General features: G+C 37.1%; 16 protein-coding genes and 1 tRNA gene. 1 reads left to right on the forward strand and 16 read right to left on the reverse strand.

The annotated features are described in order from the left end of the window. Positions 1-156 precede the first annotated feature (156 nt). The 10 genes from PGN18_RS14990 to PGN18_RS15035 form a co-directional block, all read right to left on the reverse strand. Positions 157-1,080: a hypothetical protein gene (locus PGN18_RS14990; protein ID WP_335320373.1), complete on the reverse strand. Its 924-nt coding sequence runs from the start codon at positions 1,078-1,080 to the stop codon at positions 157-159. Then, positions 1,077-4,220, reverse strand: a complete 3,144-nt coding sequence (locus PGN18_RS14995; protein ID WP_335320375.1) for a hypothetical protein — start codon at positions 4,218-4,220, stop codon at positions 1,077-1,079. The genes PGN18_RS14990 and PGN18_RS14995 overlap by 4 nt, the downstream gene beginning before the upstream one ends. Beyond that, positions 4,217-4,900, reverse strand: a complete 684-nt coding sequence (locus PGN18_RS15000; protein ID WP_335320376.1) for a condensin complex protein MksE — start codon at positions 4,898-4,900, stop codon at positions 4,217-4,219. The genes PGN18_RS14995 and PGN18_RS15000 overlap by 4 nt, the downstream gene beginning before the upstream one ends. After that, entirely contained in the window at positions 4,876-6,249 is a 1,374-nt protein-coding gene (locus PGN18_RS15005; protein WP_335320377.1) for a hypothetical protein, read from the reverse strand. Before PGN18_RS15005 ends, PGN18_RS15000 begins: the two co-directional genes overlap by 25 nt. 10 nt (positions 6,250-6,259) lie before the next feature. Continuing rightward, positions 6,260-6,487, reverse strand: coding sequence for a hypothetical protein (locus PGN18_RS15010; protein WP_335320379.1), 228 nt, complete (start codon positions 6,485-6,487; stop codon positions 6,260-6,262). A gap of 144 nt (positions 6,488-6,631) precedes the next feature. Continuing rightward, a complete protein-coding gene (locus PGN18_RS15015; protein ID WP_335320380.1) occupies positions 6,632-6,898 on the reverse strand; it encodes a SymE family type I addiction module toxin in 267 nt (88 codons plus the stop codon). Between the two features lie 696 nt (positions 6,899-7,594). Next, entirely contained in the window at positions 7,595-9,523 is a 1,929-nt protein-coding gene (locus tag PGN18_RS15020) for a UvrD-helicase domain-containing protein (RefSeq protein ID WP_335320382.1), read from the reverse strand. Beyond that, a complete protein-coding gene (locus PGN18_RS15025) occupies positions 9,505-11,586 on the reverse strand; it encodes an ATP-dependent endonuclease (RefSeq protein WP_335320384.1) in 2,082 nt (693 codons plus the stop codon). Before PGN18_RS15025 ends, PGN18_RS15020 begins: the two co-directional genes overlap by 19 nt. Before the next feature lie 17 nt (positions 11,587-11,603). Beyond that, positions 11,604-15,338, reverse strand: coding sequence for an AAA family ATPase (locus PGN18_RS15030; protein ID WP_335320385.1), 3,735 nt, complete (start codon positions 15,336-15,338; stop codon positions 11,604-11,606). A 1-nt stretch (position 15,339) separates the two neighbouring features. Continuing rightward, a complete protein-coding gene (locus PGN18_RS15035) occupies positions 15,340-16,575 on the reverse strand; it encodes an exonuclease SbcCD subunit D (RefSeq protein WP_335320386.1) in 1,236 nt (411 codons plus the stop codon). Positions 16,576-17,033: 458 nt separating this feature from the next. Here PGN18_RS15035 and PGN18_RS15040 point away from each other — a divergent pair, with 458 nt between their 5' ends. Further along, a complete protein-coding gene (locus PGN18_RS15040) occupies positions 17,034-18,602 on the forward strand; it encodes a recombinase family protein (protein ID WP_335320387.1) in 1,569 nt (522 codons plus the stop codon). A 325-nt stretch (positions 18,603-18,927) separates the two neighbouring features. Here the strand turns inward: PGN18_RS15040 and PGN18_RS15045 are convergent. The 6 genes from PGN18_RS15045 to PGN18_RS15070 form a co-directional block, all read right to left on the reverse strand. Further along, positions 18,928-19,007, reverse strand: a tRNA-Leu gene (locus PGN18_RS15045). 89 nt (positions 19,008-19,096) lie between these two features. Beyond that, entirely contained in the window at positions 19,097-19,390 is a 294-nt protein-coding gene (locus tag PGN18_RS15050) for a DUF3817 domain-containing protein (protein WP_335320388.1), read from the reverse strand. A 277-nt stretch (positions 19,391-19,667) separates the two neighbouring features. Beyond that, the gene (hscB, locus tag PGN18_RS15055) at positions 19,668-20,201 is read right to left on the reverse strand and encodes a Fe-S protein assembly co-chaperone HscB (protein WP_335320389.1); all 534 of its coding nucleotides are present in this window, start codon (positions 20,199-20,201) and stop codon (positions 19,668-19,670) included. 82 nt (positions 20,202-20,283) lie between these two features. Then, positions 20,284-21,672 carry an RIP metalloprotease RseP gene (rseP, locus tag PGN18_RS15060; RefSeq protein ID WP_335320390.1) on the reverse strand — a complete coding sequence of 463 codons (1,389 nt, stop codon included), beginning with the start codon at positions 21,670-21,672 and terminating at the stop codon, positions 20,284-20,286. 28 nt (positions 21,673-21,700) lie between these two features. Next, positions 21,701-22,861: a 1-deoxy-D-xylulose-5-phosphate reductoisomerase gene (locus PGN18_RS15065; protein WP_335320391.1), complete on the reverse strand. Its 1,161-nt coding sequence runs from the start codon at positions 22,859-22,861 to the stop codon at positions 21,701-21,703. A gap of 510 nt (positions 22,862-23,371) precedes the next feature. Continuing rightward, positions 23,372-24,919: a GH3 auxin-responsive promoter family protein gene (locus PGN18_RS15070; protein ID WP_335320393.1), complete on the reverse strand. Its 1,548-nt coding sequence runs from the start codon at positions 24,917-24,919 to the stop codon at positions 23,372-23,374. Between the last annotated feature and the right edge of the window lie 36 nt (positions 24,920-24,955).

Raw genomic sequence — 24,955 nt, forward strand, 5'->3', positions numbered from 1 at the left:
AAAGGCATAAAAAAACCGGAATCGATGTGTTCGATTCCGGTTAGTACCCCTTCCCGAACTTTCATCGAACCAATTTTGCTTAGATATGACAGCGATTTTGGAAGCTTTAGAAAGCTGTAACATGCATAAGTAAATCGTAAGCAATCAATAGAAAATCTAATTAAATTCATAACCTTTTAACATTTCTGATAGCAGATTAGCCTCTTCAATAATCCACTCATCATGCTGAATTAAATTATCTAATATTATTTTTTGCTTAGTAGTAAGCAATGAGTCAATATTTCTATCTCTAATATTTTCCCATCTACTAAGATGTTCTGTTTCTTTAATTGTTTTAGGAGCAGCATTTGGAGTGAGCAGGGTAATATTTGGTATTTTTTCTTTTACAAGAGGATAAATTATAAATAGGCCATCATAATCCCAATCACATGAATAATAAATAGGTAAGCCTCTGGTATCTGCGAAATCCAGTTTGGCAATATTTTTACCACCGGCATACCAAAGTTCGATATGATTTGCTCGGGCAAAGGTAGGGCGTTTTAAAAAATCAATATTTTCACATAATACAATGCATTTTGGAGAGTTACATTCAAGTACATATTTGTATTGCAGGTCTTTATCATCTGCTAGCTCTTCAATGTCTAAAAGTATTTTTACAGCATTGATCAAAGCGTCTTTTCCTAATAAATACTTTTCATTTTTGAAAAACATGAGGGACACAATTCTCACGGTGGCTTCATTTTTTATAATCTGTTGCCGTAAGGGTTCCAGATTGCCATTATCCATGTCCTCTTTTATGCTGATGAGTATCTCTATATCTTTCTCTTCAAAACGGAGTTGAGATTTTAATAATTTGGTTTCTGCCAGAAAGGTATCATAACGTTTATATTTGGCTAAATAATCACGTTTATAAATATCAACAAATCCAGGTAAGGCTAATATCTTTTTATGTGATTTATCCAGTTTTCTAAGGGAGTTAATTAGGTAACTAATTTCTTTACTATTATCTAACGTATTGCTTAATTTTACCTCCTTGTCAATGTAAAGCTTATTTAATGCTTTTAATTCTATCCAATTCATTCCGTAATGTTATTCAAATAAATATTTAGTTGTTCTTTAAAATCTCTTGTCTTGAAATATGATGATGAGGGATAATAATTAATTTTATCGCTAAATTTTCCTTTTATTAAATGGTGGGCATACCACTCATCCGAAAGGCCAATGTTGAAGGTGCGTGGTGCCATGGTGATAATTTGATAATGAAACTCTTCAGCAATTTCGGGGAAGATGTTAAAATTAGTGTCATCCAGACTTCCTAACTCTTCCAAAATAATAAACCTGATTCCTTTCGGTTTGTCTTTTTGGGTAGATAATCTTGCGACGGCAAGCAATGCGATTGCGGAATAGCTTTCTCCAGTACTACCGGAAACGTCATTACCAAACTCATCCTCCAAGTTCGCATTAATATGAAAATAGGTCTTAGGATCTAAAAGTTGAGCAATGGGTATCTTTTCATTTAATCCTGCTAATTTTTTAAAAAAGTCTTCAAGAAAATCCGTAACAGACTGATCAGAAAATGCCAATTCTCCACTTATTGCGGCATATCGTATGTCGTAAGCCATCTTTTCAATGTCTTCAATCTTAATGGTAAGATTTGGTTTGAATTCTACGTTGAAGAGGTATTTATCGCTTATCCTTTTTCTGTTTACAAAAAAGGCGCTAATGGTCTGAACCTGTGATTTATAAATATTGTAAGCCTTGGTCGTTTTTGAGAAAATTTCTACCATTCGATCTCTTATACCATCTGCAATCCGTGTCCGTTCGTTGTTTGCATCCTGTAAGGCTGGTACAATTTCATCTCTTGTTTTTAAATTTGCACCCAGTAAAGCTCTTTCTAATACCCTAAAAGAATAGGTGTTTTTATGGAGCTCATAATTAATTTCGCTGTTCTTTTCTCCTTTCGTTTCTTCAAATTCAGAAACAGCTTCTATATATTTTCTTTTGTAAATATCATATGCTTTATCAGATTTTTCTTTCAAGGCAGATAGTTGTTTTTCTTCAGTATTAAACTGCAATATATTTTCGTTGAAGTCAGTATAATAATCGATATTTAGTTGTTCAAGCTCCTGTTGTCTCGTTAAGATATTTCTTGTAATAGTTTCCAGATCTTTATTTATCGTTTCAATATCTTTTTCTAAAGATTTTAACTCGCCTTCTTTCTTTCCTGAATACTTTGAAATTTTAGTTATACGCCCTAGCCAATGATTTTTTATATCTTTCAAGGTACGTTCAATAACTTCAGGCTCATCGTATTCAAGACTGAATTGTTTTTTTAGATTTTGTAATTCTTCTTCATTATGTATCTTCTCAACCTGAAGTGTTGCCAGTTTTTCATCTATTTGAAGTATACATCGCACAGCAGTTTCTAGCTGTCTTATTTTTGAAGCATCACATACCTCTGGTGAAAATATGTGTTGGAATAAATTTCTATCATAGTCCAGACCATCTCTTATATTATCTAATGCAGATAGCTTCTTTTCTATTACGATAAGTTCGGTTCCGAGTTTATCGATGAGTTGCTGTACACGTAGATTAAATCCAGAATTACTTATTAATAATTCAGCATCGGGATTATAAGTTATAAACTCTGATAATGTACCCAATTTTATCCAGATGCCTTCTTTTGTTTTATTGATTTGAAGATTGACTAATTCTTCCGTGTTGATATAGCGATCACTATTCTTCGGAGATGGAACTTCAGTAGTGGATAAGGTAGCAAAGTATAAAACAGCCTGCATCGCATCGATACTTAATGGTGGCAGATTTTTGATGTACCAATACAACACACTACCTTCTTCATGATTTCTAAGCATGTTCAACAGCTTTTTCTTCTGCTTTTGTTCAGAAATTAATTTGATCTTTAATCTATCCAGTTCAATCAGCTCTTGTTCTCTTTTTTTCTCTATATTTTCAAGTGTTGAATATTTTTCTAAATAAGGCAGGGAAAAGCTAATGTATCTTTTTATTTCAGCTACAGTACGTAGGCTCATATCAACTTTATCAAAAGATGTTTTCCAACTATGATCTATTTCTGGCAATACAAGCATTGTTAGTTCGTTGATCTGATCATTCAACGCTTCTATGTTTTCTATTAACTGCTTATAACGATATGCCTGTTCATAATTTTCTTCGGCTGCTTTATGCCGATTTTGTATTTCACTCTCCAGTCGGGGTATTTTGTTGATTAGTATCTGGAGCTTTTTAAAATCCTTATTTCGTTGCTCCAATTTTAAATGTCCTTCTGTCTCTGCTCTTTTTTGAATATCCAGTTCTAGCATACAATTGCTTATTTCAGCCCCTCTATATTCCGTTAGTAACTTGGTGTAAGATTGATATTGTAGATCTATAACATCCAAATATTTTTGCTTTTTGCTTAGCTGCTTTGTATGTTCATCCAAACGCTTATAATCTTTTAATACTTTTTCAAGCTCTAACTTCTTTTTTTCAAAATCTGCTCTGATGTCATCTTCAGTTTCTTCCAGTAAAAATTCTTTTAAATTTTTAGATGCATCCTTCCCCGATAATTTAAGCGTCTTTGCTTTAGAAAAAGATTGTATAACTTTCGCAAAGGCCTTTAGGTTATTTTCTTTCGAAAGGTTAATAGGTAGTAGATCTTTGCTACTTAAAAAGTTGTAATAGCCTTGAACTTCTTCTCTGTTTTTGAAAAAGATTAATTTTAACCTTCGTTCATCATTTAACCATTCGGCCAAATCTTCAATATCTGGTATAGTGTTATTTTTAATGAAATTCTTTGAAAACAACACTTCATCTTTGTCCATAGTCAATTGTGATAGATCGCTATTAAGTTCAGTACTCTTCGTAATAACGAATGGAACAAGTCGTTTTCTATCCTGGCTGTGTATCTGAACACCTATTGTAATAAATTTATCTTGCTGAACCATGATGTTTAAAAAACAGTAGGCGCAGGTAGTCTCGTGTGGAAGTGTATGGATATATCGTGTTTCTTTAACATCTTCAGTACCGAATTTTATAAGTTCCTTATCATATATAAATAAGACTTGTAAAAGATCGGCTAAAATAGATTTGCCTACGCCATTCGGACCAATGAAATCAGTTCGCTTCTCATGAAATAAATAATCATGATTATAATGTTTAATTATCCCTACCGTAGAAAGAGAATAGATTATAGGATACATCATTGCGGGTCTTCTTTTTTTAACGCTAATACAAATGTTTCGAAATTCAGGAGTTCATATTCATACATTTTAGCCAATCGGTTAATGGCCGGCTTTATCTCAAAATCGGGTACTTCCTCTGATGAAGAGGATTGTTTTTCTAACCAACCAATTTTGTCAAACAGATCAATGGCAGCATTTATTTTTCTATGTACATTGCCCCATTCGCGGGCATCATAGGTATTGGATGTGCGTACTTCATTGAAGAGGATTCTTTTGTATGCATCTTGCTGTTCACCTTCCATAATAATATTTCTTAATTCAACCCACTGTATGATTTTACGATCATCAAAAAATCGTTTATAATAAATATCAAGCAACATTAACCCGATCAGTGTTTGTGTCTCTGTAAGTTCTCTATGACGAGAATGATCGGTGAATTTTCCTTTTCCGGTATCAAAAAAATCCAGATAGAAATAAGATTTTCCATCAAACTTATCAGCTACCAGATTAAGATTATACAGACTTTTATAGAATAGGGTCCACTGTTCTGATCGATCTTCCAATAATGAGAATGCCATATAATATTTTTCATCGATGTGCTTTCCGGATAGAAGCATGATGTTAATATCCGCAAAATACTTTTGCACCTGATCGTCCCATAGGAATCCAAAAGATGCTATATCGTTAATTTCGTTTTCCATAATGCAATTTCATTTTGTTGAGTAGCAATTAATTGTCGTTTAATCTCAATATTAATTTCCGGGTTTTGAGAGGCCATTGCAACCATTTCTGACACGACACCGTAAGCAATTGACAAATCTTGTTCTTCCGTTAAAATAGTATTCATCAATTCGTCAAGAATAACGTACTTTTGCGCTGCAAGTAGTGTTTTGGTCTTCTTCACCCATTCGTTGATTATTTGTTGTCGTTGGATTTCTATTTCTATCTTATTTCGTTCTTCTTTTTCATACCTTTCATCTGGCGGTGTCTCAATGAGAATATTGTCTTTCTGTTTTGTAAACTCATGATGCTTAAGGTATAACATTTTCCCTTGCTCATAAACTAAGGGTTTCAAAGGAAAATTTTCTGGTAACACAATACCATTTTCGCCGTAATTAGCCGTTTGCAACATATAACCCAATAGTTTTTGTATTTGTAGCCTGTAGTGGGCACGGGTAGAAAAATACTCCTGTAACTCGCTTAGTTTTTCACTGGCATTATAAATCTGCCTCCTTGCTGCATTAATTTTATCATCAATGCTAGCAAAAAATGACTCCATATCTCTATAGATCTCGCGAGATTTTTTCCAGTCTTCAACCGCTTTATTATTTACAATTTCATCAGACGAAAATTTAGTACTATACATCTTTGTATAAAATTGATCTACTACAATCTGAAGATCTTTGAGGAATTTATCTTTACTTCTGACTGCCTCCGTAATATCTTCGGCTCTTTCTCCAAATTTCCTGAATGTTAGTGCAAATGCCTTTACTAGAGTTACAGCTTCTTGTACATCATTATCTAAAAGCGTATTCAATGTACTATATGCCTCTCTCAACTCATCTTCAAGACCTTCCAGATGGTCCATTACTATTTTCTTAGCCAGGGATGTTGCCATTCTTCCAAACTTTCTCTCCAGATCTATTATCCCTTCAATTTCATTAAAACGTAGTGTAAAAAATTCTTCAAAGCTTTTCTTTAAGGGCTGATTTTTGTAGGGGTTTTCCAGTTTGTTCTTCATCATATCTAATACGCCTTTGGCATATTCTGTCAGGAAGTATTTGCCAGGTTCATCAAAATGATTTCTTATAAAGTAATGCAATAAGTTGTCTTTTATGTGGTACCATTGTCTTACGGATGACTGGTCAAATCGCTTACTAATTTCCAGTAGGATATCCTCTATTTCTTTAAGTGTAAAATGCTCTTCCAGATCACCTGCTTTTATTTTCTCATCTATAGCTATAATGAGATAACCGCCGTCGTATTTTGCAGGAAGCAGAAGGTGAAATTGATTATATAATTCTTTATACAGCTCAGATTGTTCTTTCATAAAAGTATTACTACATTTTATATTTATTGATATACAGATCATCGTAAATGCACAGTCGTTGGAAGGAAAAGAAGTAATTACCCAGGATGCTCTGCAATTCGGTTTGGAGGTATGAAATCCTGTCCTGCTGTTTGAAGACGAGGTGGAAAAAACTCAACAGCAACGGGAAGTGTTCTGCCCGCAGAAGTTGCAGGGTTTTATCATTTTTGTAGAGGGAGAGCGCTTTTTCGTAGTTCATGGTTAAGGTTGATTCTAGTTCTATCAGATTCAGTCTTATTATTTATTTTATGCAGCTGATACCTCTAGCCCTTATGCCCAACATTCCATGTCTGCAAAATATTAAAGCAGCCTACCAACGATGTTGCCGATAGGCTACTGGATTTTATTCTTTGTCAATCTCAATGACCATTTTACCCTGTAATGTGGTAATGATTACATGGGCATTGCATTCGAAACCTATTTGCTCCAACCATTTTCCTTGTAACATGATTTGTGGAACAATTGATCTGTTCCAGGCATAATCCCTACATTTTGGTTGAATTTTTAACCTTCTCATTCCGTTTGGAAGTTTTGGTTTTCTGGGTTCACAGGCTCCGCACCTACAGGTTTTGTTCGGTTGTAATTCCTGGATTACTTTTAGCTTCCTCATAGAAGCGCTTTTTTGACTTTTCGTAGATTGCATTTTATAAAAAGTTTGACGCACACCCAGGTCACCGCAATCTACGTCGGATAACCGAAATGATGCTGGACTTCCACCAGTTTGCCTGGGTTTATCGTAATTAAGAAAATTTGTTGAATTGCTCCAACGTAGATTGCATGATAAAGATATGAATTTTATTTTAATTGGTTAAAGATAAATGGCTAAAACGTGCAATTTTTTTATAGTCAAAAACACCAGGTCGCTGCGAAAGTCGCCGGAAACCGGAAATATGCAGTACTTTCAACTGCTCGCCTGGATATTGTTAATATTTTTTCTATTGGTCAGGAGATAAATGGCTAAAATTTGCATTTTTTTATGATCAAATCACCAGGTCGCTGCTAACGTCGCGGGAGACCGGAAATGCACAGTACTTTCAACTGCTCGCCTGGATATTTTTAATATTTTTTAACTGGATTGCTATTTTATTTTAATTAGTCAGGAGATAAAAGGCTAATACTTGTAAATTTTTAATGGTCAAAAAACCCAGGTCGCTGCGACACACGTCGGAAACCGAAGATAGGCCGGACTTACACCGGATCGCCTGAGCTATGTTGATAATAAGAAAAAAATAATTTAGGTGAATAGATCGAAGCGATCCTTCAAGGTTTCCGACTTTTATCATTAAAAATTTAATTAGGTTATTTTTTAGATGCTAATAACGGCATTATTTCCAAACCATAATTTTGCTTTTGCTATAACCTCTGCACCTGGATCATGAAAAAATACTGCTAAATTTTCTTTAGCTCTTGTACAGCAGACATAGAATATTTTTTGTGTTCTATCCAATACCGTTACTGTACCTGTTTCTAAAAATAGATTTCTGAAATTATAATTATTCCAACCTCCGTTATCAAGAATAACTAAAACATTATCAAATTCAGTACCCTTAGTTTTATGTTGTGTTGAAAAGGGTGTTTGACCTTCTAAGTATTCATATAATTTTTGAAATTCACTGAACTTTACATCCTTTACACGATTATATAGATATTCTTTTTTCTCCTTAAAATCAATTAGCTTATCGTCAATTAGACAAATTCCTAATTTATCAGCTTCACTAATAACTTCTTCAATGGATTTATCTCCTGTGTTTGTAAGACTTTCGATGTTTTCCTTCAATTCTCTTTTTTTTGCAATGCTTGTTACCATAAAGCGAAAATCCGTTGCTCGTAGAAACTCATTGTACTTTCCATTCACATATAAATAAATATTTGTTTGAATTTTGAAAAGATGCTTAATTAGGGTATCTCTCTTTGAACCTTTTTTATTCTGATCTTCTTCATCTTGTTTTTTATCATCAAGCAATTGGTCTTTGTCAACATACATTTTCGAGAATTCAAAATAGTTTAATGATTTAGAATAATTATACAAGTCTATATTACCATCAATAAAAGTCTGCATTGTATTTGTTGGACTAACTGAATTCAATTCACGGCCATTTTTACCTTGCTGTAATATTTGAATGACTTCGCCAAATGTATTTTCAGAAAAATCGGTAGTAATACCGTTATCTTTAATATACTTTTTAATTCTATCCCTAAAGCTTAAAATATAGTCTCGGTCATAAATATCCATAAGTGTTCTAAACCCAGCTTTGTCCGCTATTAAATTATGAGTAAGGTTGAGCTGCTTTGTCTCTTTTGAATTGTTGATATTCCAGTTATAATTTTCTTCCAAGAATTTTTCAACGTTATTAATATCACCATCAGTAGAATGCAAAAATAGTATTGTACCTTGCTTAACTACACCTTTAAACATATTAGGTGCATTGGGATCATCAGATGGTTCCTGCGTTATTCCGTCTGAACGAAGTTTGTTAGCTAAATCAATAACAAGTTGGGGGTTTCTCCTATTTTGTTTTTTTTGAATTTCATTCACTTTGTCTATGTCATTTCCGGTATATCCATCTAAATTGCCAATACCATCTTCATAAATTGATTGCATTGCATCACCAAAGAAACCAATAATATTTTTTCTTTCACTTTGCTTGAAGTGAGTAAGAAATATATCTACAACAGTCTTACTGGTATCTTGATATTCGTCGATAAAGATAAATTTGTATTTGTCTTTTACAATACTGCTAAGTTTTGGGTATTTCTCAAAAAGATAATTTGCAACTATGAGTAACTCATCGTGAGAAATTATCCCTTCACGTAACCGTACAAACTCTTTATATTGTATTCCCTCAGGTAAAATTTCAAAATAATTTTCTGGAATAGGACTTGTCTCATCAATTGAAATTATACTTACATCATCATTATTAGCTAACGAAATAATAGCTTCTTTAAGTTCCTTTTGAAAATGCTTTATACTATCCCACAAAAAATCGTGTATTGTAGAAACATTAAGGTTCTTATGATTTACTCTTTCTTCAATCTCTTTAACTGCAGCATTCGTATATGTCATACAAGCTACTTTTGAAGTTGGGTTTTCAGTAATTACCTGACGAATAACACTTACCAAGGAATAGGTTTTGCCACTTCCAGCGCCTCCACTCAATAGAAAATTTCTTCCTTCGTCGATTGATTGGAAGATTTGCTGTACTTCAGGTTCTAAATTTAATCTTGCTTCAACCATAATAAACCGTTTTTTATGTATGCAGGGATATTCCAGTTACTAAAATCTTCATTGCTGTGAAATAATATATCTAATGCGAAGTGTGTTTTCTTTTTAACACAGGAAGCAGCTAAGATATAGGCATTATTTGCTCCGTTATCAAATAACTTTCTATTTTGCAATCCATGAAAGCTATCTTTTTTATTGTTTACAAAAGCTCGATTAATATGTATGAAAGCGTCTTCAAAACTCCTCGCATGGTAAGTGTCTTCTTCCTGTTGATAGCAAATACAAACCATTGAACTTCCAACAGCAATCGTTCTGCTTTCAACAGGAAGTATTTTTAAATCATTCCAACTAACTTCTTTCAAAAAATGATTAATCGCTGAATTACTTGTATTTGTACCTTCATTAACAGAACAAGCTCCCCAAACGTCTTGGCCTTTGTCATCCTGTTTCACAACTTTTATAGCGTCGATATCCGTTAAAATCAACGACTTAATACCCAAAAACTCTATAAATTTCTCGAAGATTTGTGAGTAAGCACCAACTTCGATGATAGATATGTTTTGAGATAATAATGGAAGAAAAGTATCTTCTTTGCCTTCTGCTTTTAAACGAGCTATCTCTTCAATATCAACCTTGCGCATAAAGGTTGGTATCAATATTCTTTCTGTATCTCCCTCGATTAGGATTGCTTTATCAGCGAAGAAAACTTCAGCTCTGCTTATCGTTAAATATTGCTTTAGAAATTGGTATTGCTTTGGATCAGCATCATATTGCTCCCTTAAATCCGAAAGATTTTTTGCAACAACATTATTTTTGTTTTCAGTTTTCAGATATTTAATATCATCAAAATCACTATCCGCCACAATATGAGAAGAATGTGTTGTAATAATATATTGAAGTGGCCTAGTTATTCCATCATCTCTCTTCACACCTTCGGCCAGTAATTTCTTTATATTTTTAATGAACACATATTGCATTTGAGGGTGCGTATGCGCTTCAGGTTCTTCTATAATAAGTAGATTTATATCTGCAGGCTTTTCATCTTTTTTCCTTTTGAACTCTTGTCTAAGTATTTCAATTTCAAAAATCATACTTATCAAATTCATGTAGCCAAGGCCATTGTATTGCTCAGGTAATTTATTTGTATCATGAGTATAAACAACAGTTGTATTACCCTCGAGCAAATTTCGATGTTGTAGAGTTGATATTATTTCTATAGATGTTTCATTTAGTTTTATTCCTCCAAAAAGACTAACATTTTTAACTACACCTTCAAACAGGCCAGAATATATATCACTTAACTTAATGTCGGTTTCAGAAAGTTGATCTATGAATTCTTCTGTTGCCACGGCTTTTTCTTCACTGTCTTCATTTTTTTTATACAATGTAGATGTTTGCCCAGATAACGTATTGTCTTTATCCTTGTTAGTAACATCTCTTCTTGCTGGAATATGTTTGAAAGAAATGATGTCTTTAATACTTATTTTATCCGCATCTAAATTGATAAAATTTGATTCATTGACTTTTTGAGTGGTTATATCATACTCGAAAGACAACTTTTGAGTATTGAAATATTTACCCAACTGTTGTTTTAAAAATTCATTGACTTCTCTTACTTTCGTCTTTTTTTCTTCCTGAACTTTTTGTTTTTCTTTTTTATCAAACGCTCTATAATCGGCTCTTAATTCCAAAAACTTTGTATACGTTAAAATATATTCGAACCCTAAAATGATCTTATTATTATTTGGATCAAGATCCATCAATATCCTACTTACATTTGATAAATCATCTTGTTCATTGTATTCAATAAATAATTTTAGCTTGATACCTTTGGGAGAAAATTCTTCGCTAGCATTCTCTGATGTTATCAGGTTTTCCAAATCATTCTTAAAATCTATATTCAAATCATCATAAGAAAACTTACTTTTTTCATTTAAGAATTTATCGAGGACAGAAAGAATTGAAGTTTTTCCTACGTTATTTTTTCCAATTACTAACGATAGGTTATCCTCCAAGTCCATTGAGAAATTCTTTAACAAGCGAAAATTCTCAACTTCAATTTTTTTTATTTTCATATTACATAGTTTTATTTTTAAACTCCCATCACTTCCACCTTACTTCTCCCGCTCTGCTGCTTACTTACTTTAATCTGCACCGGAATCCGTTCGGTCATTTCCTGCACGTGCGAGATCACGCCCACTTTACGGCCCTGATTGTGCAGCCGTTCCAGGGCATCCATAGCGATATTGAGGGTGGTGGGATCCAGCGAGCCGAAACCTTCATCAATAAATAAAGATTCCACTTTCATGCGGCTGGACGAGAGCGAGGCCAAACCTAAGGCCAGAGCCAGCGACACGAGGAAAGATTCTCCACCCGAAAGCGAGTAAACCGTACGTACTTCATCGCCCATGTCCTGATCGACCACCTGGAGGCCCAGCGATGCGGGAATGCGTTCAATCCGGTAGCGGTTGGTCAAGGCCTGCAAATGGATATTCGCATAACCGAGCAATACATCCAGCGTATATTCCTGGGCAATCTGGCGGAATTTCTTCCCATCGGCCGAACCAATGATCTCGTTGAGCTTGGCCCAGTTTTCGGTGATGGCTGCCTGTGTTGCGATACTTTGCAGCAGGTCGCCGATCCGGTTTTTGTTGGCTTCATCCTGTTGCAACCGGAAGCTGTTTTCTCCTTTTTTATGCTTCTTTTCTTCCACTTCCAACCGGGTCATCGTTTGCAAAGTCATCAGTTCTTCGAGTGCTGTTTCCGACTTACCGTTTTCCTGATGACGGTCCAGAGCCTGTTTCCGTTCGGTCAGAATGCTGTTGGCTTTGGTCAGCTCCTCGTCAATGGCCTGCAATGCCATCCGTTCATTTTCAATCCAGTCATTTCCTGAAGCCAGCAAACGGTTAAGGTCGTCCAGGTTTAAGGATTGACCGTTCTTTTGGTTATAATCTTCCAGCCAGTCCTCCATTTGCCCGGAAGTTTTCCGCATGGCCGTCTCCAATGTGTTTAGGGCATTCGTGAGTTCCTGCTGCCGGGTCAGGACTTTAGTATGTTCGATGGCCAGCTCTTGCTGCCTGGCTTTCACCTGTTCCAGATCCGCCTGTGCCTGGGTAACTGCCTGTTTGAATTGACGTTCCGTCTCATCAGCAGGCTGACCGTCGAAGAGCGCTTTACGTTGTTGAACCAGATCCAGATACGATTGCTGTTGCGTCTGGTGGATTTCTGCTTTCCTGCCGGCTTCCGTTGCCATATTTTCGGCCTGGCTTTTAAGTTCTTTTAGCGTAGCTTCCAAGGCTGTTTTTTCCCGGGTATGAACTTCCAGTTTTTCGAGATGTTCTTTCCATTGCCGGGCAAAGTTGGTGATGCTTTCCACAAATGTTTCAGGGTCTTCTTTCCACTCGTCTATCCAGCCGGATGCTGTAAAATAGGGCGTAAGAAGCTGTTTAATTTCATTTAGGTAGACGGTGGCGAGTTCCTGTTCGCGTTCAGACTGGCTTTGCTGTTCGTTATAAAGCGACAAGCTGTTTTGAAGATCTTTGAGTTTTCCGGAAAGCGCATCGGTACTTTCTTTAAGCTGATCGATCCCTGTTTTAGCAGTTTCGAGTTCCAGCTTCTGCTCGGCATAGGCTTTTAATTGAGTAGATAAACTGATTTGTCTCGTTTTAAGGGCTTCTAATTGTGCTGCTATCCAGCCTGCTTTTTCGTGATCGGCGATGTCATGGCTATTTTTGGCGATATCAAAGCGCGTCCAGTTTTGTCTTTGTTGATTTAAGGCTGATGCTTTAGACTGTATTTCTTCCTTTCGACGCCGGATATTTTCCTGTAGGGTTGTACATTCCTGTTCCAGGGCATCATGACGGCTCTGGAGGCTCAGATGATGTTGTGTTTTCTCCTGACAGGATTTTTCCAGCTGGGCCAATACTTTTTCCAGCTGCGGATTTTGAATAGCATAAGGATGATGGGTGCTGCCACATACCGGACAAGGTTTATCATCCACCAGGGCTTCCCTCAGCGTTTGTACATTTTCTGCCGATGCCAGACGGGCCTGTTGCAGGAGCTGATCTGCGGTATCGCTTTCCGCTTTTGCTAAAGGGATTTCCTGCTTCAGTTGTTGTAAAATTGTTTGTTTGCCCTGATGATCGGCTTCGTCCTGCACTTGTTGCTGCCCCAGGTTTTCCCACTCCGTTTGTGCATAATGCAAGAGCTGCCATTGCGCCTGTGCCCTGATGCTTTCCTCTAATTTTTGGTCAGTTTCGGTTTTATCGAGGGTTAAAGTGTCAACCGGAATGGAGCGTAACGTTTCGGACTTTGCTTCATACGTTTTCCGGGTATCGTCCAGCAATTGAAGTTGTTGTTTCCAGCTGTTCTCAAGGGTTTTCTGCTGTACTTCTGTCGTCTGGATTTTATTTTTTACCTCGACCAATTTTGCCGAGGAAGCTTCCAGGTTCACCAGGAATTTTTGAGCATCTTCAAGTTTGGCGAGGATGAGGTCTGTATGTTCAGCAACCGATTTGCGGTGAGCCTGCTCGTTTTGCCACTGCGTAATACTTTCAATCTGTGAAACCAGATCGCTAAAGGTTTGCTGTTTCTCTTTTAAAGTGTCCTGATGCTGCTGGTTTTGTACGCCCGCTTTTTCAGCATCTGCTTTCAGCACCTCCAACTGTTCTTTTTTCTCTCCCAGTAAGGTATCCAGTTTGCGGGCTTGTTCCAATAATGGCAGGGCATCGGCCAGTTTCTGGCTTTGAAGGGAAAGCTGATGTTCAACCTGTTGAAGCTGCGTTTCCAGGGTTTCTTTTTGTTGTTGTAAAGAAGTGAGGGTTTCTTTTACGGTTGCCAAAGCAGTTGTTTTAGCGGCATGTTGTTCTTGTGACTGCGCTAAAGCATCTGCCCAGCTTCGGGTTTGTTGTGCGTGTTCAACCATACGCAGGTGCTGGCTTCTTGGCAAAGCAGTATTTTTGTTTTCAGACGCCAGCTGTAAAGACATAACGGCTTCATCATGGCCTTGCCGGTATTTGGCCAGCTGCTCGTGCCAGGTGATTCCTGCATTTAACCTTTCTATTTCTTTGTCCAGGTCTGTGATCTGCTTTTCCAGAAGTGCCTGATCTGCGGTTAAGGCTTGCAGTTCCTCATCGCTCAGGGTCACGATGCCTTCTTTACGGACATGGAGATCACGCAGTTGTAATTCTTCTCCCTTGTATTTTTCAAAGATCTTCCTGGAGATTTCGGAATAAATGTGGGTTCCGGTCAGTTTTTCAAGCAGGGACGATTTCTCATCCCGATTGGCTTTCATAAAAGCGGTAAAATCACCCTGCGCCAGCAATACCGACCGGGTAAACTGTTCGAAATTCAAGCCGACCAATCTTGCGATTTCACTATAGGTTTCTGCTTTTCTTCCCGGAAGATCAACATGGTTAGAGATGTTCTTTAAGGTCACGGCATCCGACTGCATGCTTCCGTCGGCGCGGTTCCGAGCCCGCCGTACACTCCAGGTTGCCCGATAGTTTTGCCCGTCGATTCCCCTGAAATCCACCTCTGCAAATCCGTCTGCTGTACCGTCACGTAAAATACCGCGTACATCGCCCTGGCTCAGGGTGCTGCCCTGAACGTCTTTAATCTCTATACCTGTTTCCCTCGCTTGCAGATATCGCGGTGTTTTACCATATAAGGCCAGGCATAAGGCATCCAGTATGGTCGATTTTCCCGCGCCGGTAGCGCCGGTAATGGCAAAAATACCCGCCGAACATAAGGGTTCTGCCGTAAAATCAATTTCGGTAGTGCCTTCCAGAGACGCTAAATTTTTGATGCGTATGGCTAGTATCTTCATGTTATCCGGCGGTTTGGTTTACTTCCTCTGCAACCTGTTGAAATAATTGCATGATTTCCGATGGTACTTCGCTATGGTATCGGGATTGGTAGACTTTACCGAAAACATCGATCGGCTGTAGTTCATTCAGCTTTTCAGCGGTAATGAGCTCCTGCGCCTCTTTGGTGGAAGCCGGATACTGCGCATCGATTTTGGCTAGCCGTACGGGTTTACCGGCCAAGACCGTTTCTATTTTATGCCGTAAAGCGGGCTCGGGTCCATCGAGCAACACACGCACCTGCAGATAAGGCAGGTTTTCCGGGTTGGAATCGACTACTGGTAGTTGTTCCAACAAGTAAATGACTTCATGCAAAGGCTGATGTTGATGCGGAATTCTTTGCAATGGCACAGATACCGGAATTTCAATCGCTTTCAGATCGCTGATTTCCTGATCGAGATCAAAAACAATGACCTGATGTTTGTAATGAATTTCGGAAAAAGACATTGGCAAAGGACTGCCGGAATAACGGATGTGTTCTTTTCCACCAATTTTTTGTGCTTTGTGAATGTGTCCCAAAGCCACATATTTAATGTCGGGATGAAAAGCTGTGGCCGAAATGCATTCCACACCGCCCATGATCAGCCTTTCGGTTTTATCCAGATCAGTAATCTCTGCTTGCAGGGTGTGCAAATGTCCCATAGCAATAATGGGTTGATTATCCGTGTTATATTGTTGAGCATAATCAAAAGCGTCCTGATATAAAGCCGTCACGCCTTCAGTATAAGGATTGGCACAGTCGGCAATGGCCGGATAGTCGCCCATACGCAGGAAAGGAATGGCCAAACACAAAGCTTTGATGGCCCCGGAAGCATCGTGTATTTTGATCAACAATTTTTCGAAATCGATATTTCCCGCGGCATCTTTTTCTACCATGCCGATGATGTGAACATTAGAAGACTCAAGCAATGGTTTGGGTGCTTCCAAACGCGCTGCTGAGTCATGGTTCCCCGCCGTAATGATAATTTGCAGATCAGGCAGTGCTGTGGTTGCCTCGTTCAGGAAACGGTAGAACATCCTCACAGAGGCTGCCGATGGATTGGAGCTATCGAAGATATCACCACTGATCAGCAGCACCTCAATTTTTTCAGCGACCAATGTTTCTACCAGCCAATTCAGAAATTGCTGATGTTCGTAGCTGCGGTCATATTCGTGAAACAGCTGACCAATATGCCAGTCTGCAGTGTGTAGAAATTTCATAATAGGGATTAAGGACGATTAACTTTGAATTCAAAAAAAATCAAGACATCTGCAATCAGGATTGCCGATGCATGATCAGGTCAAATCAAGTGACACCTTCATTAAAACTTGCAATGGAAGAAAAGGAGAATAGTCTATTTGGTCTTTTCATGATGAGGCGTTATTAGTTGATGCAATTTAATAATTAATTTAAAATCAGCAATATATTTGAAAAACAATTTATGTGTCAATGAAAAATATCTTTATGCTTCTCATTGTATTCGTTCAAAATTACTGATATAAGATGATGTAGGTTTACGGAAAACAGTAAGGTCACGTAATATATTTTTATATGAATTATCTTCTATAATTGATGACTGATTTTAAAATCATCAGCACCTACTTTTCAAATAAATTGCATGGTTTTCCCGTTCCATTAATATGAAATATTGATATTAATTCTTAAAAACCATTAAATTATGCAGCCTGTATATGCCTACATAAAAGTCAGTACAGATGAACAGGCCATCAAAGGATATTCACAGCGAAGCCAGCTAGAACGAATAAAAAATTACTGTGAGTATAACAACATAATTATTACCGAAGTTATTTTCGAAGATTACTCTGCAAAAACCTTTAATCGGCCTGAATGGAAGAGATTAATCACAAAACTTAAGTTCGTAAAGAATCAACCTTCGCTCATATTATTTACTTATTGGGATCGGTTTAGCCGAAATATTACAGATGCCTACAGTATGCTGGAACAGCTTAAAATAAAGAATGTTTCGATTCAGGCTATTGAGCAACCTATTGATTTTTCCATACCGGAAAGTAAAATTATGCTTGCTATATACCTTGCAACGTCTGAAGTTGAAAATGACAAGAGAAGCCGCAATGTAAGCTTGGGGATGCAAAAAGCAAGGTTGGAAGGTCGATATATAGGTAAAGCCCCTATTGGATACAGAAATAAAGTTACAGCTGATGGTCATAAATATATTGCACCACATGGGCCCGAGGCCATCATTATTAGGGACGTGTTTAAAATTATAGTTCAAGAAAAGAATTTACCTTTATCTGATGTATATAAACAAGCAGTATCGAAAGGACTAAAGTGTAGTCTCACTACTTTTTATGAAATGTTGCGAAACCCCGTCTATTGCGGAAGAATCAGAATCCCAAATAAAGATGATGCGGAAACTAAAACGATTAAAGGTAATCATGATGGTGTGATTTCTTTACTATTGTTTGAGCAAGTACAACTGAAATTAAAAAAGCCAAAGCACCTAAATTCCATCATTAGAAAATCTATAAATGAAAATCTTGTATTAAGGGGTATATTTGAGTGCCCTAACTGCGGGAAAACACTTACGGGCAGCGGTTCTAAAGGCAGAAGGAAAAAATATTACTACTATCACTGTACAAAAGGATGCCCATATAGATTAAGCGCAGCTCTTCTTAATATTAATTTTTTGAAGTTTCTCAAAAATCTTAATGTCGATGATGTTTTCCGAGAATCAGTTCGTAAAATATCAAATGATATAAACACTAATGAACAAGAAACTTATAATTACAAGAAAAGTGAAATTGCGAGAGCAGTGGAAAAAGTTGTCAATAGAAACTTAAATGCTCAGCAACTTTTTACCAGAGGAGAAATTGATTATGATGATTATAATCTGATTAAAAATAATTGTAGAACATCTTTAGAAAACTATACAGAACAATTACAAACTGAAGCTATAAAGCTTATATCTAAAAAACAAACCGATAAACATTGTGATTTGATAATTAATAATTTAGCGGATCTCTATGAATCTGCTGATATCATTACGAAACAAAAGATTATCAGACTATTTTTTCCGGAAAAGGTAATACTCGTTTCGAATCAAATTGAAGAATTATTATCTGATCAAATTAAGTTTATTCTGGGTATATCCGAGTTTAAACAAAACGATCAAGCGTATAATCAGAAAATTAATGATTTTATAAAAGAACTTATTTTTCTAAGGCGTGATTTCAATTTTACGGAATTGAATGAGAGTATTAGTTAATGTGATATTGAAAATTTGATTTTACCAGATTTCTAGTGAAAATAAGATTTAATTTTCTTAAAATCAATAAGATATATATGGTTCGATTCCGGTGTGGTCACCTTGGCAGAATCTCGATCCGTTTTTCCTTTAAATAAAGAGTTTTTCATATTAAGTTATTGATATACAATTGTTTTGTACGATTCGATCATTCTACAAATAGCCTATGAAGTAGAAAAGATATACTAAATAGTTAAAACTTTATAATATTGATATATTACTGATTATCAAGTATATAAAAAATAAATGGCACCAATTGTCTTCAATTGGCGCCATTTGGCTTGTGTACCCAGCGCCGGAGTCGAACCGGCACGGTTTCCCACAGGTGTTTGAGACCAGCGCGTCTACCAATTCCGCCAGCTGGGCATTCGTGTTGGACGGGGTTGCAAATGTAGATAACGAAAGCCTAAATCACAAAATTATTTTCAATTTATTTTTAATTGACTGAACAACAATTATTTTGGCCTTTCGTCTTTTAATTTTCGATCAACCACGAAAGGCATAAATGGCAAAAGTGATGCTAAAAAAATCAAAACAGTTTTACCGAACTTCCATTTCTGCTCTTGCCAAGCTAAAACTAATGTAGCCGCATACAACACAAATAATAAGCCATGGGCCCATCCTGTATATTTTACATACAAAGGAAGGTTGGCAAAGTATTTTAAAGGCATGGCAACAAATAATAAAAGCAGGTACGATATTCCTTCTGCTACGGCCACTTTACGAAAAATAGAAAGGGAGCTGTTCATTGATCTGATTGTTTTCTCCGAAAGTAAAACAAAGCTTTTGCCTCACAAAAACTAAAAAATGATTTTACATTAGAGTGTTTTAAATGGTAGAGGGTGTAAGCTTTAGGGCTTAAGGTTTAAACAACTTCATTATACCAAACCTTAACTTTCATTAACTGCGGAGCGCATTGAGCGGAAGCACAAAGAAAACAGAGCAGGTTATTCATTTAATGCCAACATATCTTCAGACTTCTGACCCCTGACTTCAAACTAATCTTCTCTTTAGCTATAGTTATGATTAAACCAATTTCTCTCTCATCCTATCGATGTATTTTTGCCTGTAAAAATTATCTTTGATAAGAAGCAACAGTGCTGCTGATTCGATGGGATTGTTGTCGAACTGCTTCGTCAGCTCATGTAATTCGTTGGTTAAATCTTTTTCTATCGCCTCAACATCAAGTTTTACCTTCATGCGTTTTTCTGCATCTGGCTCAAATTCCAAATCCATTAGGGCCTCATTAATATCCATCATCTCCATTAAGAAAGATTGCGGCAGTTGGTAAGCTTCATCGGCTTCTACAATTCCTTTCAATTCGAGTATGTATTTTAAGCGCTTTTTAGCATTGCTTAATGTTTGATAAGCCTTGTTATTCAATGTAGATAAATCCAGTACTTCCTGCTGCTTCTCTTCGCTTTCATTAGCATAAAAATCTGGGTGAAACTGTTTGCTTAAAGCATAAAACTTTGCCTTTACCGCATTTTGATCTGGATAAAATTGAACCGGTAACTCGTAAAAATCGAAATAATTAGTAGCTGATGCTGCAATGCTCATGATGTATATGAATTAAAAAGCCGCAGATAAACAGATCAACTGATTGAATCTGCGCATCTGCGGCAATAATATAGATTTGGTTTTACTTACCGAAAGATTTTAAAATATCATTACCAAAAGCAAACACCATTAAACAGATTAGAATAACAAAACCTACAATCTGTGCCCTTTCCAGTACTTTTTCGCTTACGGGTTTGCGTTGTATCATTTCGATTAAAAGAAATACAACATGGCCACCATCTAAACCTGGGATAGGCAATAAATTCATAAATGCCAAAGCCATTGAGATCAATCCCGTCAATGTCCAGAATTTAACCCAATCAAAAGTGCTTCCATATACTTTTGCGATACCAATCGGACTGCTGATGTTACGCGCGCTCAATTTACCGGTAATCATTTTTCCAATACCTTTAGCATTATCTACAAAAGTACTCCAGGCCATATTGGCGCCTACAGGAAGCGACTCTATAAAGCCAAAGTCTACATGTGCAGTTTCGGGCATTTTAAGGTTAGGAATAATTCCGATCGTACCCTCTTTACTTACTTTAAGATCGAATGTGATCTCTTTCCCCTTGCGCAAGGCCTTAACGGTAATGGGTTTTGATTTATTTGCAGAGACCTCTTCTTTAAACTGATCGAAAAAAGTAATCTGTTTTCCATTAACCGATAAAATACTATCGCCTGGTTTAATACCAGCCGAATAAGCCGGATATACCGGTTTCTCAAACTTTTTACCAAATAGATTATCAAAAAACGATGGTTTATCAGCTTTCTCATCAGGTGCACTTACCTTTTCCACACGCTCCATAATGTATCGTGGAGAGATAAAATTCTCCTTGTCATTTTTCGATATTTTGTTTAGAATGGTATCGGGTACAGAGATATAAAGCGTTTTATTTTCTCGTAAAACAGTTAATTGTGCGCCATCAAATAATACTTTGCTTGATATCGCATCTTCAAAACGGATCAACTTGTTGCCATTGATGGCCAAAATCTTGTCTCCATTTTTCAAACCAATTTCCTTACCAATTGTACCTACAGAAATACCATCATTGAGTTTACTGTTAACGGTATAATTTTGCCCGATGTTAAAGGTTAACATCCAGAAGATGAAAATACCTACAATTACGTTTACTATAATCCCACCTAGCATGACGATTAAACGTTGCCAGGCTGGTTTAGACCGGAATTCCCAGGGTTGTGCAGGCTGTGCCATTTGCTCGGTATCCATACTTTCATCAATCATCCCTGCAATTTTCACATAACCGCCAAGTGGCAGCCACCCCACCCCATATTCAACATCGCCTTTTTTGAAACTGAAAAGTTTGAACCCCCATGCATCAAAAAATAAATAAAACTTTTCTACTTTAATACCAAATGCCCTGGCTGCCAAAAAATGTCCTAATTCGTGTAATATTACCAATAAAGACAATCCGAGCAGCAGTTGCCCCGCCATAATCAATCCGTTCATATTCGCTTATAAAATTTTATGTTAGATGTTAAACTTTACTTTTTGTTACTAATCTGCCGGCTAAGATACGGCTATGTTTGTCAGTTTCTAAAAAATCATTCAATTGTGGTTTTTCAATAAAACCGATTTCGTCCATACACCGTTCAATCACCTCACTCATCTGCAGGAAACCAATTCTATCTTCCAAAAACGCCGCTACCACAATTTCGTTAGCCGCGTTTAAAATACAGGGCATATTTCCTCCCTTTCTCAAGGAAGCAAATGCCAGGTCCAGATTCCTGAATGTCTCCAGATCCGCTTTTTCAAAACTGAAACTCGGATAATCCAGGAAGTTAAAACGCTTAAAATTGTTTTTTAGCCTATCGGGATAATTTAATGCGTACTGGATAGGCAATTTCATGTCAGGAACGCCCATCTGGGCTTTCATGGAACCATCGGTAAACTGAACAATGGAGTGAATGATTGATTGAGGGTGAACAATCACATCAATCTGATCTACATCGAGGTTAAACAACCATTTTGCCTCGATTACCTCCAAACCTTTATTCATTAACGATGCCGAATCGATCGTAATTTTTGCGCCCATTACCCAATTGGGATGTTTTAAGGCCTGCTCTTTTTTTACGGTAGAAAGAAAATTTCTTGTTTTACCTAAGAATGGTCCTCCGGATGCAGTTAAATAAATTTTCTCAATTTCATTTTGCTTCTCGCCCACCAAACATTGGAATATGGCAGAATGCTCAGAATCAACCGGTAAAATTTTTACCTGATGTTCGTTTGCCAGTTGCGTAATCAGCTCGCCTGCAACCACCAAAGTTTCTTTATTGGCTAAAGCAATATTTTTTCCTGCTTCTATAGCTGAAATAGTAGGTTTTAGTCCTACTGAACCCATTAACGCCGTAAGAACCACATCGCTATCTGTGTAGGCCGCAACTTCTGATAAAGCGGTTTCGCCTGCCATAACTTTTATATCAAGGCCGAACAGGGCATCGTTAACCTCACTGTATTTGCTTTCATCACAGATCACAACAATTTCCGGTTTAAATTCCTTCGCTTGTTGAATGAGTAATACCGAATTCTTCAGTGCGGATAACACCGCCACTTTAAAAACTTCAGGATGGTCCCTGACAACTTCAAGTGCTTGTGTACCGATGCTCCCTGTAGAACCTAATATGGTTATTCTTTTCAAATCGTTTTAATATTGTTATAGTCGCCATGGTTCCTATCTTTCGCGGACCATTTAGTTTCGTTTCGTGAGGACACGAACCGAGGCGATTAGTTATTCTTTTCAACTTATTTAATACCTGCTTAAATCAATTAAGCTTTATTTTATTCCCGCCATGGTTTGTGTCCTCACGAACCATTATAGTTTCGTTTCGTGAGGACACGAACCGAGGCGGTATTTATTCATTTTATCAAACGCCTATTTCTGTCATTCTGAACGCAGTGAAGAATCTTTAACCAACCCACTTAATAGCCATGGTTCGTGTCTTCACGAACCATTCTCGCGTTTCGTTTCATCAAAACATGAACAGATACCTAAATCTTTTTAAACAGATTTAGCTTCGCTGAGCCTTCGGGTTCTATATTGCGTTGCATTGCATTCGAAATGACACTCTATTGTAAGCTATTATTACAAAAAAGATTGCCAGCCTGTTGCCGGCAGGCTTCGTCGTTCCTCCTCGCAATGACGGATTCTTTAAATAATATACCGCTTCAGCTCCTCTGCCAACTTCCTATCGTTACTCAAACGTGGCACTTTATTTTGTCCGCCTAATTTCCCCTCACTTTTCATATAACTTACAAAGGCATCTTTTTGCAAAGTCCGTATAATCAACGGCTGTAAGATATTGCCTTCAATCAGGTCAAAGTAATAAATATTTTTCTTTTGCAAAGCCTCATCAACCTTTTTACTAAAAGCAGCCAGATCTCTCGGCGGAGATGAAAACTCCACAAACCATTCATGGTAAGGCAGTTGGCCTTCTTCCGGATTAACCTGTGGCGCTACAGTAAATTCTGTGATTTCTACCTGTTCATCATTGGCAACACTCAAAATGGCCTGTTCTACCTCTTCTCCAATTACATGTTCGCCAAAAGCAGAAATAAAATGTTTTATCCGCCCCGTTACCACAATTTTGTAGGGATTTTTTGAAACAAATTTAATGGTATCACCAATACTGTAGCCCCATAACCCAGCATTGGTATTCAATATCAAAGCATAGTTGATATCCAGTTCTACCTCACCAAGCGATAACCTTGTTGCCTGATCGTTGTAATATTCATCTGCAGGTACAAATTCATAAAAAATACCTGCATCCGCCAATAATAATAAACCTTTGTCTTTTTGCGAATCCTGATAAGCGATGAATCCCTCAGATGCGGGATAGGTTTCGATTGCATCAACTTTTCTACCGATGCTTTGCTCAATTTTCGCCCGATAGGGTTCAAAATTTACACCACCGTAAATAAATAGACTAAAATTCCTGAATATTTCTGCAATTTTCTTTCCTCCGGATTTTTCTGAAAGTTTATCGAAATACATCTGTACCCAAGGCGGAATACCAGAAATCAAGGTCATGTTTTCATTGATGGTTTCCTCCACAATGGCATCTACTTTTTGTTCCCAATCTTCTATGATATTGGTTTCATAAGAGGGTAATCGGTTCTTTTGAAGATAAGCAGGCACGTGGTGAGCCACAATACCCGATAAACGTCCTACATTGATTCCGTTTTTCATGCTTAAAACCGGACTTCCTTGCAGGAAAATCATTTTTCCGTTTACAAAATCTGCCTTTCCTGTTTCATTGATATAAGTTAAAATGGCATTCCTTGCCGCTTTTATGTGTTCGGGCATCGATTCTTTTGAAAGCGGAATATATTTGACGCCAGAGGTTGTGCCTGATGTTTTAGCGAAATAAAGTGGTTTACCTTTCCAAAGTACGTCGGCCTCTCCGGCTACAACCCGGTCTACATAAGGCTTTAATCCTTCATAATCCTGAATAGGCACGTTTTTTTTAAAATCAGTATAAGTTTTGATATCAACAAAATGATGATCTTTCCCAAATGCAGTATTTTCAGCCTCTTTAACGAGTCGTTTTAATATTTTATTTTGAGCATCAACGGCATTATACTTCCATTTGTTGATCTGCCAGACTGCAAATGCCGCAAAGGGTTTACTTAACGCTGCTTTAAGTCCCCAACCGCCTGAAGGGGACTTTTCCCTGCTACCGTTATTTTCGTTTTCCATAAATTTTAATCTGACTTCTCAACTCCCCTGCAGGGG

Source organism: Pedobacter terrae (genome assembly GCF_036946585.1).
Lineage (GTDB): Bacteria > Bacteroidota > Bacteroidia > Sphingobacteriales > Sphingobacteriaceae > Pedobacter > Pedobacter terrae_C.